We start from the raw sequence: 14004 nt of genomic DNA on the forward strand, positions 1-14004 counted from the left end.
GTTATTTGGCTCTTATAGCAATAGTCTGAAGCATGATAATTAATTACTCAAACGATTTAATTTGATAAATTAATCATAATTAACAATTAATAATTCAGGCTGCGCATATGCCAAACAGCAACCATTTATCCATCCGGCACCTTCGGGCATTTCTCCGCATTGCCGAAACAGGCAGCTTTACCCGGGCAGCCGAAAGCCTGCACCAGACCCAGTCAACACTGACCGCAACCATCAAGCAACTGGAACAGCATGTCGGCCTGTCACTGTTTGACCGCACCACCCGTCGCGTCATACTGACCCAGGCAGGGGAACGTTTTATGCCCCAGGCAAAACAACTCATATCCGATTTCGATACAGCCATCGGTGATCTGCAGGCCATATCTGCCCATCAGCAAGGCCTGGTAACCGTTGCCGCCTCCCCTTCAACCGTCAGCAGACTGCTGCCCAAGCTTGTACAACTTTATAAGGCCGAATATCCGGACGTGGACATCTGCCTGCGGGACGACAATGCCGCTCAGCTGGAACAACTGGTTATCAGCAATGATGCCGATTTTGCAATTGCAGCCAGCCACAGCCAGCATCCGGACCTGGAATACCGGCAGATTCTTTCCGATGACTACGGTGCTGTACTGACCCGACACCACCCGCTCAGCGATATGACAAACCTCTCTTGGCAACAGATCGCCGGCGAACCGCTGATTCACCTCAGCAAAGACAGCGCAATACGCCAGCAGCTCACTGAATACATCCCCGCCTTTTCCAACCCACCGGGACTTGAAGTATCTACAACAGCAGGCCTGGCCGCACTGGTGGAACAGGGGCTGGGCATCACCCTGTTACCGGCACTTGCCGCCAGCACTACCGCTTTTCAGAATCTCAGCTTTGTGCCACTGAACGAGCCAGCAATCACCCGCCGTATCTGTATCATCACGCGAAAATCCCGCTCCCTCAGCCCCGCTGCGGCGAGCTTTCTGCAACTTATAACTGAATACATTGAACATGCCCGTCTGCCCGCGCATGTTCGCCTGACCCGGGAATGAAAACATATGTCATTTTGGGATATGCATGCCGTCATGCAGCCGCCTGATCGTATATCTGAGTGAATTCTTTCTATAGGCTTAACGGACAAGCTCAAAATGGGTAATGGAATAAGGATGAAATTCCGTACCAACTGTCCTAACTCTCAAGCCTTATGTTGCAGGAAGATTAGCGCCTATTATGAAAATAAATATCACCCACAAAGCTTCGATCGGATACCTGATTATTCTGATCATGACGGTGGTCGCAGCCGCCATTCTGTATAACGCCACCCACCTGATCCGGGACAAGGTAAATGTGTTTGTTGATGACACACTACCCGCACTCAATCACATTCAGGACATCAACCTGTCCCTGAATGAGCTGGAAATAACCGCCTATGAGCTTTACGGCACCAGCATCAACCCTGAGCAGTTTGCTGAGCGTGCCGCCGCTGAACTTGAACATATTAATGCGGCAGTGACCGCCTATCAGGCCATTCGTGGTAATGACATGGGCCAGTTACAGGGCATAGTCGACTCCGTCAGCAACTCTCTGGGGCAGTTACAGCAAACCATGTCTGCCAGCAGCAAAGACTGGGACAAAGCCCGTAACCAACTGGCTGATCTTTCCGCCCGCGCCACTGACGGCAAGAACCGGATTGTCGAAATTAAACAGATGATCCAGGAAGACGCCAGCGCCGGTGCTGCAGAAGTCAGTAATATGCTGGGCAACGAAATCCAGTTGTTAGTGATACTGATTATTCTGATTCTGGCGGTTGTTATCGCCGCATTTGTTGTTACCAAACGGCTGGTGGCAACCCCTATCCTGTCACTTTCCAACGACATTGACGTAGTCGCCAGCAGCTACGACCTTCGCCATGAAGTAAAAACCTTTGCTCAGGACGAAATCGGCGACACCGCACAGCGTCTTAACGCCCTGCTCGGCACGTTCCGTTCCGCCATGGCCGAAGTAAACAATGCTGCTCAGGGTACACAAAATGCCGTTTCAACACTGAGCTCCGTAGCGACTACATCGGATCAGCAAATCGACAACCTCAGTCTGATGATCGATGAACTGATGAACACTACCCGTGAACTTGAAGGCCACATTCAGGATCAGGTTGTTCGTTCTGAGGCTGCCGCAGAAGCTGCCAACAAAGGCGCTGACGAAGTCGACAAAGGCGCTTCTCAGATGCAGCGCACCTCTGACAGCATCGATGAACTGGCCAATGACGTAGAAAAAGCCTCGAATGAACTGATGCAACTGCATGAAACCAGTAATCAGGTTGGTCAGGTGGTCAGCACCATTGCCGACATTGCCGAACAAACCAACCTGCTGGCACTGAACGCCGCCATTGAGGCCGCACGGGCCGGTGAATCTGGCCGCGGCTTTGCCGTTGTTGCCGATGAGGTACGCACCCTGGCGACCCGTACCCACCAGTCCACTGCTGAAATTAACGACATGCTGGCAGCGCTTGTGCAGTCAATCAATACGGTGGTGAACTCCATGCAAAGTGGCCGTGAAAAAGCCTCTGAATCAGTAGAACTGGGCCAGAACATGGTAACGGTACTGAATGAAATCCGCGCCTCTATCCTGTCCCTCAGTGAAGAGAGCCATCAGGTGGCCACTGAAACAGAACGGGCCGGCCAGCAGGTTTCCAGCATTGCCGACGACGTCCAGCAGTTCTGCTCTGTCGGTAAAAGTGTTGCTGAAGACTCCCAACGTATTAAAGCTGAAGCACAGAGCCTGAATGATCACGGTAACACGCTGAACAACACAGTTGCCCGCTTCAAAGTCTGATTAATCAGCAAAGACCAAAAAGCCTCTGCAGCTCGCTGCAGAGGCTTTTTTGTTTAACGCCTGCGCAATACCAGATACACACCAAACACCGTCACGCCAATCGCCCCCAGCTGAATCAGCGTCAGTTTCTCATCAAACAACAACCAGGCTTCAATAGCCGCCGCCGGCGGCACCAGATAAAAGAAGCTGGCAACCCTGGCCGATTCACCCTCGCGAATCATCAGCATCAGCAACAGTATGGCTGCCACAGAAAGTCCGAACACCAGCCAGGCCATTGCCAGCCACAGCGTCGGCGTCCACTGCACCACCCGCTCCTCAAACAGAAACGCCAGCAAGCCCATAAAAATCGCCGTCGAAATGTACTGATAAACGGAACCTGCCAGCAAATCCACCTGACCGCCAAAGCGCTTCTGGTACAGCGTCCCCAGCGAAATAGCAACCAACGCCACACCAACCGCCACAAAGGCGGCAGCGCCCACGTTCAGATTTGCCCCTGCCTGCTGGCCACTGAGAATAACCACACTCACCCCCAGCAAACCCAGAACCATGCCAAGCCACTGCATACCCAACAGTTTTTCACCAAACCAGCGCCAGCTCAGTAATGCCGTCAGCAAAGGCTGCAGACCAACAAAAATAGCCGTCAGGCCCGCCGGCATATCCAGCTTAATCGCCGCAAACACGCCACCCAGATAACAGCCATGCACCAGAAACCCGGTCACCATCTGATGGCCGGCCGCCGCAGGGCCCGGCCAGCGTGGTTTAAACACAGCACACAACCCGGCAAACACCACCAGGGTAAACAGCATACGGATAAACAGCAGATAAAATGGCTCAATATAGGGCAGCGCATATTTAGCACCGATAAAGCCAGTACTCCACAACAGCACGAACATCCATGGAACGAACGCAATGGCGCGATTCATATAGGCATCCTTAACAAAACAAACCGTGGAAAAATCTTCAGAAAACAAGCATGAACGCCGCATCATATCGAAAATATATGACAGGCAATACCACCAGATCAGCGTAAAAACATTACTTAACCAGTATTCGTGCATCATCAGCGAATATTGCAATTAAGCCTTTCAGCATTAAGGCGTGTAAACCCTCCTGTCAGGTTGACGCTCCGGCACTCCCTGAGTTACAAATAAAATGCCGCCACACACTTTCTTCAGCTAACATCTACATACAGCTGACGTCATAAGTTTCTGATAATCAAAATAATAGGCGGCCAGAGGTATTAAGAAGTATTTATGAGCAAATTCTACACTGCCGAACGCGTCACCATTAACAGCCTCAACGACCTTACCCAGCGGCCCGGTTTCAGCGATACCGTCCGGCCACTGCGATCCGAATTCCGGTACGTCGTTGCTGCATACTCATTCCCCCGCAAAATTGCCAGCTGCTCGGTCACAAACTGCTACCAAAACCATAAGAAAGGCTTTCTGGTGCACACTGCGCACGGACGGGAATGCTGTCTTTGCGACAGCTGCGCCCGCAAACTGATGCCCGCAGAAATGCTTAAGCCGCCCCGCGCAGCCAAAGTCAGCAACCGGCCAGCAACACCCAAAACAAGAACAGTTACCAAAAACACCCCGGCAGAACCTGCAGCAGATACAGTTGTGCTCAGCCTCAGTGAGATCCGGCAACGCTGCTCTGACACCAAAACCCGTGTAGACACCCTGAAGAAACAACCCAGAGGGGCCAGCTGGCTCTATCAGTCAGTACGTAACTTCCGTCAAACCTGCCCTTCCGAATTATTTGAAGCACTGAAAAGCCTGCATCAGCAAGGCGAAAACAGCCCGGTAATTGAGCAAATGATTGAAGCAGACGCCAGTGATGCTCAGTTAGCGGATATTGAAAACCTTCAGGGACTGGGGGTCTTCAACGGTGACATCCGTCAACTACTCATCGACACCTGCCTGAAGGGCATTACCGAACTGGACAAGAAGCTCAGCCGATATAACGACTCTGATACGCTTCAGTTGCCGGAAAATTGGTTCGATGAAATCAGTCAGGCACTGGCCAGTGGTGAACAACTGATCGCTGAAGCCAGCCTGTTTTTCACACCGGAAAACCTGCAACGCCTGGCCAGCCTGCCCTTAGAGGACAAAGCCCGGCAAAAAATCCGCAAGCTGCAGTGGGACTGCGATAAAGGGACAGCACGCTGATATGGAGTTTATCCATACCGATAACTTACCCGCGCCGGAGCGGCTACACGAAGACCTGTGCTGGTTCCATCACCACAGCCCTCTGGGGCGCTCAACGCTACTGATATATGCCACAGAGCGGGATTTTCTGTCCGCTCCCAAAAGCTTCGCGGTACTGGAGCTTTCCGGTGAATCCGCGCCGGAAATTCACCAGATGAATGCCGCCGACTACCTGCAGCAACTTGATCCGGAAAACCCGCTCACGACAGGCCTTTACCGAATGACACTGGATGAGTCCACGGAGATTCTTCTGTTACTGAGCCAGCAGTCGGCACTGGAGATTACCTGTCAGACACATCAGCTGAAAACAACCCTTTACCACTGCGCAGACAGCCAGCAGGCACTGCAACAGTACCTGCAGACCGCCTGAAAACCATCAGTCTTTTTTACCCCAGGGGCTGTTCTTAGTATCAATATACAACTGCTCAACCTTACTGCGGGCCCAGGGCGTACGGCGCAAAAACTTAAGACTGGACTTAACGCTCGGGTTTGACTGAAAACAGTTAATATCAATTAGCTGCCCAAGACGCTCCCAACCGTAATGCTGCTCCAACTCTACAACAATCTGTTCCAGCTTAATGCCGTGCAAAGGGTTATTCGGTTGCTGATCCATAAATTTCCGGCCGGGTAGTTAATATAGTGGCGCAATTATACGGCCTAACAAAGCTGCCCGATACCCAATACCAGTGCTACGGAGCCGCAAGCTGTTCCGTGATTCCGGTTATAACAGACCGGCAACCTGGCGTTTTCCTCTGCATTTCTGCTGGGTTACAATGCCCGGCCTGAACATCAACCCTTATCAATAAGCTGTTACCTGATATGACTTTTGATACGCTGCAACACAATTTTTACCGCCTCCGTAACAACCGTATATTCGAATGGTTCGTGGTTGGCATCATCATCTTTTCCGCACTGGTCATCGGCGCAAAAACCTACGACATTCCGCCGCAGGTATTACAGCTGATCGGCTGGCTGGACAGCGGTATCACGGTATTCTTCCTTATCGAAATCAGCATTCGCTTTATTGGTGAGCCGGATAAGCGCAACTTCTTTAAAAACCCCTGGAACCTGTTCGACACCCTGATCGTTGTCGTCAGCCTGATACCGATTCAGGACAGCGAAATGGCCCTGATAGGCCGCCTGATCCGTATTTTCCGGGTGTTGCGGATGGTTTCGATCATTCCTGAATTACGCCTACTGCTGAACTCACTGATTAAAGCCCTGCCGCAACTGGGCTATGTGATCCTGCTGATGTTCATTATCTTCTATATCTATGCAGCGGTCGGTGCATCCTTCTTTGCCCACATTAATGAAACCCTGTGGGGCGACATCTCCATTGCCATGCTGACACTGTTCCGGGTGATGACCTTTGAAGACTGGACCGACGTCATGTATGAAACCATGGCCGTTTACTCCTTTAGCTGGGCCTATTACCTGAGCTTCATCTTCCTGACGACATTTGCCTTCCTGAACATGGTTATCGGTATTGTTGTGAATGTGATGGAAGCAGAACATGCTGATGAGCGTAAAGAACAGGACATGGCTGACGGCGTACCCACCATTGAAGATCTGCACAGAGAAATCGTGGAACTGAAAGCATTGATCAGAGATCAGCAAAACCACCGGTAAAACAGCGCAGCACAAAAAAAAGCCTCATCATGAGGCTTTTTTTATATTCGACCGGTTTTCAGGGCTTGAGCGCCTGCCCCTGGGAACTAATCTTCACCAGATCCGAGAATCCGGCACCGGTATGCTGCTGGTAAACCTCATCAAGGCTACCGTCCGCATGCATTGCACCGATTGCATCATCGATACGGCGCATTTTTTCGCGCTGTCCAACATTAAATGAAGGATACATCGGCTGCGTGCTGAACACCGGCAGCATAGGCTTCAGTGTCAGGCCATGATCGCGGATCGCCTGCTGCATCACCACCACATCAGCAAACACCAAATCCAGGCGGTTTTTCATAATCATTTTACCGGCAACTTCTTCCGTCGGTACCCACTCGATCACAGGAAAACCGGCATTAAGAATCTTGGCCGAATACTGAAACCCCTGCATCAGGGCCAGACGTTTATCGACCAGCTTGCCAACATATTCATAGGGGCCGTAATCATCCCCCTCACGTAACCAGAACGCCTGAACATACAAAGCATTGGGGTGATCGCCGTGAATCAGCCCCGGACGCTCAACCGCATCCAGAGCAAAATCATATTCGCCCCGCTGTACCATCACGATACACCGTTGCCAAGGCAAATTACGGAAGCTGATATCGAACCCGGCCCGTTCTGCTGCAGCCTTCATTATATCGACGGTAATTCCGCCAGGCTGACCATCAATCATCCGTGTATAAGGGGGCCACTCCACAAAACAGGCTTTAAGCTTGTCAGCAGCAAAAACCTGCGTGGCACCAAACAGAACAACAACCAGAACTGAACGAATCAGACAGTCGAAAAGTGTGCGCATATAACGTTTCCTTTTGGCTATCAGAATGAATCTGTCACTGTTTCGACCAGTATATAGCAGCCACTGCAAGGGTTACACGGGGTATCCATGAAGGACTGCCCAGATCGGGGGAATGTGCCGCAAACAGTCAAGAAGCACGTTGCTTGCCCAAGAAAAGAAACATTAATATACTGTATAAATTTACAGTTATTTAAAATACAGCTTCTGACGCCTATGAAATGCCAGCTTATTGCCCGCTACCAGACAACACCGCCCGCCTGTATAGCCATCCCGCTGTTCAGTGAAACCGTACCGGCAGGCTTTCCCTCACCCGCACAGGATTATGTAGAACGTAGCCTGGATCTGAACGAACTGTGCATACAGCACCCCGCCGCCACTTTTCTTGAAGGGAGACCAAAAAGATTTACGAGTTATCATTCATGCTCATAGCCATTGAAAATTAAGCCTATTTCCAGTCAATTGATTCATAAATTTATGAGTTTCTATTTCCAAATCACGAATAGGGCCTATATTTCTCATCCATATATCACCTGTAAAGCGTATCATTTTTTATCAATTTCTTGTCACGATGAGTTCGCAGATATATCAAATGCCTTTTGGTTATCAAGCCATTCCCACAATAATATCCAACTGTCGAAATCAGGACCGGACTTAGCAGAATCCATCCGAGCAGGTATAGCCTAGCATGCCCGCTTTGCGCCAGAAGCGGACACGTTTGCCAGTGATTGATACGCGTGGTAGAGCTTTTCTTAGCCCTTCAAGAATTTTGCGCCAGTCAATGCGTTTTTTCTAAAGCTTGCCGTTTATCCAAACGCTGTAGCAATCAATACGGTTACTACGATATAGTTCAATTTGGTGGGTAACTGGAGTACCCGTATTGTAGTCTGTGATTTTGATTAACCTACGTAACTTAGGCAATTCAGACGGATATTCAGGATGAGTACAATTGATCCTTTTTTCCTCTCTGGCAGCTCGTGCCTTTGTGTATTTCTTTACATTTTCCTGAAACTTACAGCTTCTACGATACTTTTTTACCCGCCCCTAGATATAAATGTACCTTACAAGGTAGTAGAGCTTGCAAGTTTTAGAACCGTGCATGAGCGCAATAATAAATTGTTAGGGAAATCAGGGATTAGCAATATTGAGCAAAATTACTTCAAAGAAAAAGAACAAAGAGCGCTTGGCACCTAAACCGTCAACACTGAGGAAAATTCATATCTTGTCAGGTAATCAATGCGCTAAGCCTGGCTGTAATACTGTTTTAGTTAATTCTAATGGCACATTTGTGGCGTCAGTTTGCCATATATACGCAGCAGAGAAGAATGGGCCACGCCCAAATAACAAGTTGAATCAAGAAGAAAAAAGATCACCTGAAAACTTAATCTTATTGTGTAATATCTGTCACAAAATAGTTGATTCCGAGGAAGACAAATATCCAGCAAAGCTGCTTAAAAAGTGGAAAAAGGACCGAGAAAAGGTATTCTCAGAAATAGGTAGCTCATTGAAAAAGAGCTATTTAAATCAAATATCTGATGAACGGGATTATTTTGTTAATAGACCGTTAAAGAATCTAAACAGATATATAAAATATCTCGATCGGAATCACTGCTCTCACTCAATAGATAATACTGAAGTAAAAGAACTGAATACATACATTGAAAAACTAAGGCAGCTTACACTGAATGACCGCTCGTTGTTAGCGAAGATTGTCGAGACTGCACTATCTATGCCCAAGATTCCTGAAGGTGAATATGGGATTAACATACACCCTGATGATCTTAAGGTCCTGAGAATTAATGACAAGCCACTCTCAGATTACAAAATAAACAAATTCGCAAAGACATTGGAAAGACATGAACTTGGTTTCTTAGATCATGAATACGCGCCGAAATTGAGAATATTAAGTCCGTTTTACTATATGGGTTGGAGTGATCTAAAGGCGTTTGCATTAGATAATAGCAAGGACTTTTGTCAATATGTCAGCCAACTGGATTTTATTGATCTAGAAGAGTTAAATGAAGGTGCAGTATAAGTTCCTAATAAATAAGTGCATGTGACAGCCGCCGTTTTACCTTGCCTGCATATGACCTGAGCGTTATGCACGGAGATAGAATGAGAAATATTCTGAGTATCAACCCAATCGGAGAAAAAGTATTTCAAGCTCTAGAAAAATTTTTAGAGCATGATTCCTTTCTTCTAGAAATTGATGCTAATGAAAGAAGCCTTACTCATCGAGTAGCAATTTATCTACAAGAGTTATTTCCTGAATTAGATGTAGATTGTGAATACAACAGAGATAATCACGACCCTAAAGAATTATTAATTCCAGGCGGTGATCCGGATACATACGATACCGATGCACAAACAGTGTATCCAGATATTATCATCCACAAAAGAAAGACAAATAAAAACCTTCTTGTCTTGGAGTTTAAGAAAACTTCTTCTCGTGTAAGCGATAAGAAAGATTTTATGAAATTAAGAGAATACCAAAGACAGCTTGGCTATAAGCATGCATTGTTTATTGAGTTTGGCGTAGGGTATGGAAATGAAGGTATTAGCCGCGTAGAGTGGATAAGTCCATAACTAGGAAAGGCAACCGACCTCAGGCAACTATCGCTTTGGGTCGGAAGACGACTTGAGTCAATTCTCAGGCTGCCTGATGACCAACTACGTGTCAAAAGCGGACACATCTGACATTCACTTGAGAATCAACCAATAATGCAAAGCAGATACTAATGTCGCATTAACATTTATTATATAAGCTTAGCTTTGGACTAAATCCCTTCTGTGTTCAAAATAATTTTCAAATGATTCTATTACTCTGCTAACACATCCAATTGTTTTATTGCTATATAAGTATAGAGTTCAAAAGCTGGTTTATAACCATTTTCATCAACAGAGATTTTCTCTTTGGTGAACTGACGTATTAATAGTTTGGCTTTACGCTCAAAATATTTCTGGGAGTATCTATCTATATGTTCGCTATTATCGAACTCTGACTTTTCCATCAACGCATCATGTAAATTGAAACGCTGCTGATCAGAAGAACTACCATATATGCCAGATGTACTCGTTCTTATTTGATCATTAACGACTTCATCTATAACTCGATACACATAAAATTTTACAGCTGCATCTTCAGAACTTTTCAACATTTCCGAAAGTTTCTTTAGTTCTTCATTTTTCTTTCCTAAGCCAAGCTGTAATTTGTGTAGTTGTGCCTTTTTATTGTCTATCTCACTATTTTTATGCTCAAGTTTCAACTCCGTCTCAGATAATATAATCTCAGTTTTATTTAATCGTTCGTTAACGCTATCTAAATCTTCACTCGTTGCTTTTAGTCGATTACCTGCTTCTTTAAGATCTTCAGAAACTTTTTCTAGACTTTCTTTTGTATCACTTAGCTTGCTTAAAGCAATCTTTCTATCTTCTTCGAGGGATTTAACATCTGCTGACAATGTCTCGACTAGAGAACTTTTCTCATTTAGCTCCTGCTGCTTATCAAAAATAGGCTTTACTGAAAAAACATATGAATATGAAACTACTATTAACATGGCTGGAGCGCACAACTTATACACTCTATCTATATATAGATCTTTATTATTCATTACTAATTTCCAAATTTTATTTTTCCCGGATCAAAACATTTTATAAAATAAGGATTATTATTTATACCAAGATAACAATTAATTTTATCTTCAAAAACATCAAATACACGGATTATTACGTCAGCAAAGCTATTTGCTGTGATGAAATATACCAACCTCCAGGGAGGGAGATAATTCATCCTGATTTGGTCGTCAATATATCTTATACTTACCAATGGTGCGACTTGGTTGTCATATCGGATCTTCTCGCGTATCTCATCTTCAGAGGTATTATATATTAACCTAAACTTAAATCGTTTTTAGACATCCACCAGACCTTAACACTCGTCAAAATGATGAGCCAACGGAGTGAACTTGATAAGATACCTGAGCAGATTGTTATAAAGTTTTGTAATGCCATTATGTGAGAGCTGCAGAGTACGTAAAAGTGGATATTTTTCAGGGATTGCATTCTTAGCCACAATTCCACACCCAATCACTTTTTGGCGAATCTCTGCCACTAACTCATCGATAGATATTATTTTGGCACCAGCTAGCTCGTCCCGGTCTTTTGGGTGCGAAATAAGTATGGCTACTTGTTCTATTTCCGTGCATGGATTTAGCCAAGTAAAAATCTCACTGAAAATATACTTCTTTGCCGCACCAAACTTTTTCGAAAATCGTTCCTCTCTTTTAGCCCAAGAATGAGCATCAATTGATGGTTCCAAATGTACTAAATGTCCTGAATGAGGATCAAACGCTATTACATCCAGCTCCATTTCCCAGCCCCCGTGGCTGAGCTTGCCAACCTTAATGTTTCGTTTTATCAGATAACCTTTCCAGTCATAGTATTCAGCTATCAAATTTTCTAAATGTGACATAGTTTCCCTAAGTTATTGCCTCCCGACAACCGGAGCAGCTTTACTACGTTGCTGCCGTGTGTAAAAAGTTGATTAACTTGTTAGGTACTTGACTGCGAGTGCAGCTGATCCAATAATAAATCTTCTGCCTGATTTAGTTTCTCAAATAAATTATTAGCAGCAGCATTTGCCTCTTTAGGAACATCTGGACCTGTGATCTCAAACTTACTTTCGCCCGCAATACCAATGGAATAGCTTAGTAAGTCTTTCACTTCTTTGTCTAGGACTGCCCCATGCTTAGACAAATAGGAGCCAAGCATAATTTCAATTTTATGGAAATTATGAGCTATATCATTGCATGCCTCATGCCAATCCATATCAGGATAAGCATGCCTTGGCAGAAAACTTCTTCTTAGTGCCACATATTCGGATACGGCCTCATATTCTTTCTCAAAAATAAACTCTGACTTTTTAAGCTTAACCTTATAACTTTCGGTGTCGTGAGTAAGTCTATTTCTTAGTGATTCCAGCTCTCGAGAATGCTCAGCTTTTTCATTTTCCATAAGCTTATTAGCCCACACTTTCCCTAACCAATTTGAAAATCCAAATATGATTGCGGCCCCGCCACCGAGAGCACCTAATGTTACACTCGCGATCTCTATTAGTTCACTAAATTCCATGGTTATTCTTGCTCACCTAGTGCTAAGACTTTATCTTAACGATAAAGTACTACATTGTGCCATTATTTTTATAAGTTGTTATAGTAAACGATTATTATTCTTTAATCGTTCAAACTCTTCTTCATAACTAGCTTCGTATTTTTTACGAAATTCTTTTTCTTTTTTTTCAAAGTATTGACGTTTATCCAAATTTAATTTCCACATATGGCCTATAGCTACTGTCGTAGCAACAATTATTGTTGCACTAGACCACGTAACCTTTTCATTAACAAGCAACTTAGCCAAGTTATAGATTGACTCTAAATTTAACTCAATTAGATCGGCATGCAAAAAGACGGAGTAGCCAAACATGAACACCCCAAGTGACAATAAAATTAAGACTGTGAAATTACCAATAAAATAAAGGACTGTCCCAATTAGTAACCATAAATTCAAAAGTTTAATTGGAATTGAATTTATTTTATCAGCTATAAATATATCAACCATACGCAGTTTCTCTTGGTCCTCAGACGACACAAAGGGGCGAGCTACGAATGATATGATCCATATCCCTAACATGACTTTAAACAAGACCCAAGCCCACTCTAAATACATATAAACCTCTCCGGGTAATAACGGCAAACTAATCAGCAAGAAAGCCATACAAAATTTAGATAACCAGCACACAAAATAAACAATCGTCGATTGCTTTGATAGCTGTTGTAAAGAGCCAATATAAAAAACGACAACTGAGATAGTGAAGCCAAAACGTTACTCAGTCAGCAATTAGATGAAAGAACCCTAAAGGAAAATGAAGTTGCCCATGACACGGCCAATGTGAACAATATTGGTTTAGTCCTTAACCTCAGCCCGAACCACCTGACTTAAAATTACAAAGCATGATACAGGAGCTTAACTTCCCCATCCAAATGAACTATATCTTAGTAACCATATTGATTTCTATAGCTTTTGGTAAACGGCAAGTCTTAGAAAAACTCTGTTTAGATCAGACTTTAGTAGACACCTCATTGCGTTAGAATAACGCCAATAGCTGGTTCCATTAATCCCACCCATTTTACAAAAAAGTTTGAGATTAGAGTCATTCAACAAGTTGCGAAACGAGGTAATCTCATATCTGCGGTTGCTCGTCGTGTAGATGTTTCAAACACCAGTGGTACTGCTGGCTTAAATGCTATGACAACCAAAATGGACATCACCAGAAGTGATCAAGATAGAGAGATTGCGCGATTCCAAAAAAGCACGCTGTATTAACGTCGAAAGTTGACACTATCTACCAGCTTCATTCGAAGCTTCAACAACTCAATCTATACCTTCGAAACAAATCATTGAAAACGCTTTAGATAATTCAAAATAAACACTACATCTTCACCCTAACCAGCA

At 44.9% G+C, this 14004-nt stretch carries 14 protein-coding genes; 7 read left to right on the forward strand and 7 right to left on the reverse strand.

The features are described from left to right. Positions 1–107 precede the first annotated feature (107 nt). The gene (locus JYB63_RS03760; protein WP_205656463.1) at positions 108–1040 is read left to right on the forward strand and encodes a LysR family transcriptional regulator; all 933 of its coding nucleotides are present in this window, start codon (positions 108–110) and stop codon (positions 1038–1040) included. Between the two features lie 178 nt (positions 1041–1218). After that, positions 1219–2820: a methyl-accepting chemotaxis protein gene (locus tag JYB63_RS03765; protein WP_205656464.1), complete on the forward strand. Its 1602-nt coding sequence runs from the start codon at positions 1219–1221 to the stop codon at positions 2818–2820. 53 nt (positions 2821–2873) lie between these two features. On the opposite strand, the gene JYB63_RS03770 is transcribed toward JYB63_RS03765, so the two are convergent. Then, complete coding sequence (locus JYB63_RS03770; RefSeq protein WP_205656465.1) at positions 2874–3743, reverse strand: DMT family transporter; 870 nt, start codon at positions 3741–3743, stop codon at positions 2874–2876. A gap of 330 nt (positions 3744–4073) precedes the next feature. Here JYB63_RS03770 and JYB63_RS03775 point away from each other — a divergent pair, with 330 nt between their 5' ends. Beyond that, positions 4074–4991, forward strand: a complete 918-nt coding sequence (locus tag JYB63_RS03775; protein ID WP_205656466.1) for a hypothetical protein — start codon at positions 4074–4076, stop codon at positions 4989–4991. Between the two features lies 1 nt (position 4992). After that, positions 4993–5400 (forward strand): hypothetical protein, encoded by a 408-nt coding sequence (locus JYB63_RS03780; protein ID WP_205656467.1) that lies wholly within the window; start codon positions 4993–4995, stop codon positions 5398–5400. 6 nt (positions 5401–5406) lie between these two features. Here JYB63_RS03780 and JYB63_RS03785 read toward each other — a convergent pair whose 3' ends face one another. Next, the gene (locus JYB63_RS03785) at positions 5407–5643 is read right to left on the reverse strand and encodes a VF530 family protein (protein WP_205656468.1); all 237 of its coding nucleotides are present in this window, start codon (positions 5641–5643) and stop codon (positions 5407–5409) included. A gap of 206 nt (positions 5644–5849) precedes the next feature. Between JYB63_RS03785 and JYB63_RS03790 the strand changes: the two genes are divergently transcribed. Then, positions 5850–6659 carry an ion transporter gene (locus tag JYB63_RS03790; RefSeq protein ID WP_205656469.1) on the forward strand — a complete coding sequence of 270 codons (810 nt, stop codon included), beginning with the start codon at positions 5850–5852 and terminating at the stop codon, positions 6657–6659. 58 nt (positions 6660–6717) lie between these two features. Here the strand turns inward: JYB63_RS03790 and JYB63_RS03795 are convergent, their stop codons facing one another. Further along, positions 6718–7497, reverse strand: coding sequence for a substrate-binding periplasmic protein (locus JYB63_RS03795; protein ID WP_205656470.1), 780 nt, complete (start codon positions 7495–7497; stop codon positions 6718–6720). 1141 nt (positions 7498–8638) lie between these two features. Between JYB63_RS03795 and JYB63_RS03805 the strand changes: the two genes are divergently transcribed. Together JYB63_RS03805 and JYB63_RS03810 are read left to right on the forward strand one after the other, a co-directional pair. After that, a complete protein-coding gene (locus tag JYB63_RS03805; protein WP_205656471.1) occupies positions 8639–9529 on the forward strand; it encodes a hypothetical protein in 891 nt (296 codons plus the stop codon). A gap of 80 nt (positions 9530–9609) precedes the next feature. Next, positions 9610–10080 carry a hypothetical protein gene (locus JYB63_RS03810; protein ID WP_205656472.1) on the forward strand — a complete coding sequence of 157 codons (471 nt, stop codon included), beginning with the start codon at positions 9610–9612 and terminating at the stop codon, positions 10078–10080. A 233-nt stretch (positions 10081–10313) separates the two neighbouring features. Here JYB63_RS03810 and JYB63_RS03815 read toward each other — a convergent pair whose 3' ends face one another. From JYB63_RS03815 to JYB63_RS03830, 4 genes are all read right to left on the reverse strand, one after another. Next, entirely contained in the window at positions 10314–11105 is a 792-nt protein-coding gene (locus JYB63_RS03815) for a hypothetical protein (protein WP_205656473.1), read from the reverse strand. A gap of 317 nt (positions 11106–11422) precedes the next feature. Further along, positions 11423–11965: a hypothetical protein gene (locus JYB63_RS03820; protein ID WP_205656474.1), complete on the reverse strand. Its 543-nt coding sequence runs from the start codon at positions 11963–11965 to the stop codon at positions 11423–11425. 80 nt (positions 11966–12045) lie between these two features. Next, a complete protein-coding gene (locus JYB63_RS03825; protein WP_205656475.1) occupies positions 12046–12624 on the reverse strand; it encodes a hypothetical protein in 579 nt (192 codons plus the stop codon). Positions 12625–12702: 78 nt separating this feature from the next. Further along, on the reverse strand, positions 12703–13218 hold the full coding sequence (locus tag JYB63_RS03830) for a hypothetical protein (RefSeq protein ID WP_205656476.1): 516 nt from the start codon (positions 13216–13218) through the stop codon (positions 12703–12705). Between the last annotated feature and the right edge of the window lie 786 nt (positions 13219–14004).

Source organism: Aliamphritea spongicola (genome assembly GCF_017051665.1).
In the GTDB taxonomy this organism is placed as follows: Bacteria; Pseudomonadota; Gammaproteobacteria; order Pseudomonadales; family Balneatricaceae; genus Amphritea; species Amphritea spongicola.

Bases quoted from the DNA above. Each gene is read 5' to 3' on its own strand.
- JYB63_RS03780 (WP_205656467.1), top strand. From the start codon at position 4,993: ATGGAGTTTATCCATACCGATAACTTACCCGCGCCGGAGCGGCTACAC.
- JYB63_RS03825 (WP_205656475.1), bottom strand. From the start codon at position 12,624: ATGGAATTTAGTGAACTAATAGAGATCGCGAGTGTAACATTAGGTGCT.
- JYB63_RS03815 (WP_205656473.1), bottom strand. From the start codon at position 11,105: ATGAATAATAAAGATCTATATATAGATAGAGTGTATAAGTTGTGCGCT.
- JYB63_RS03765 (WP_205656464.1), top strand. From the start codon at position 1,219: ATGAAAATAAATATCACCCACAAAGCTTCGATCGGATACCTGATTATT.
- JYB63_RS03760 (WP_205656463.1), top strand. From the start codon at position 108: ATGCCAAACAGCAACCATTTATCCATCCGGCACCTTCGGGCATTTCTC.
- JYB63_RS03820 (WP_205656474.1), bottom strand. From the start codon at position 11,965: ATGTCACATTTAGAAAATTTGATAGCTGAATACTATGACTGGAAAGGT.
- JYB63_RS03830 (WP_205656476.1), bottom strand. From the start codon at position 13,218: ATGTATTTAGAGTGGGCTTGGGTCTTGTTTAAAGTCATGTTAGGGATA.
- JYB63_RS03785 (WP_205656468.1), bottom strand. From the start codon at position 5,643: ATGGATCAGCAACCGAATAACCCTTTGCACGGCATTAAGCTGGAACAG.
- JYB63_RS03810 (WP_205656472.1), top strand. From the start codon at position 9,610: ATGAGAAATATTCTGAGTATCAACCCAATCGGAGAAAAAGTATTTCAA.
- JYB63_RS03790 (WP_205656469.1), top strand. From the start codon at position 5,850: ATGACTTTTGATACGCTGCAACACAATTTTTACCGCCTCCGTAACAAC.
- JYB63_RS03770 (WP_205656465.1), bottom strand. From the start codon at position 3,743: ATGAATCGCGCCATTGCGTTCGTTCCATGGATGTTCGTGCTGTTGTGG.
- JYB63_RS03775 (WP_205656466.1), top strand. From the start codon at position 4,074: ATGAGCAAATTCTACACTGCCGAACGCGTCACCATTAACAGCCTCAAC.
- JYB63_RS03795 (WP_205656470.1), bottom strand. From the start codon at position 7,497: ATGCGCACACTTTTCGACTGTCTGATTCGTTCAGTTCTGGTTGTTGTT.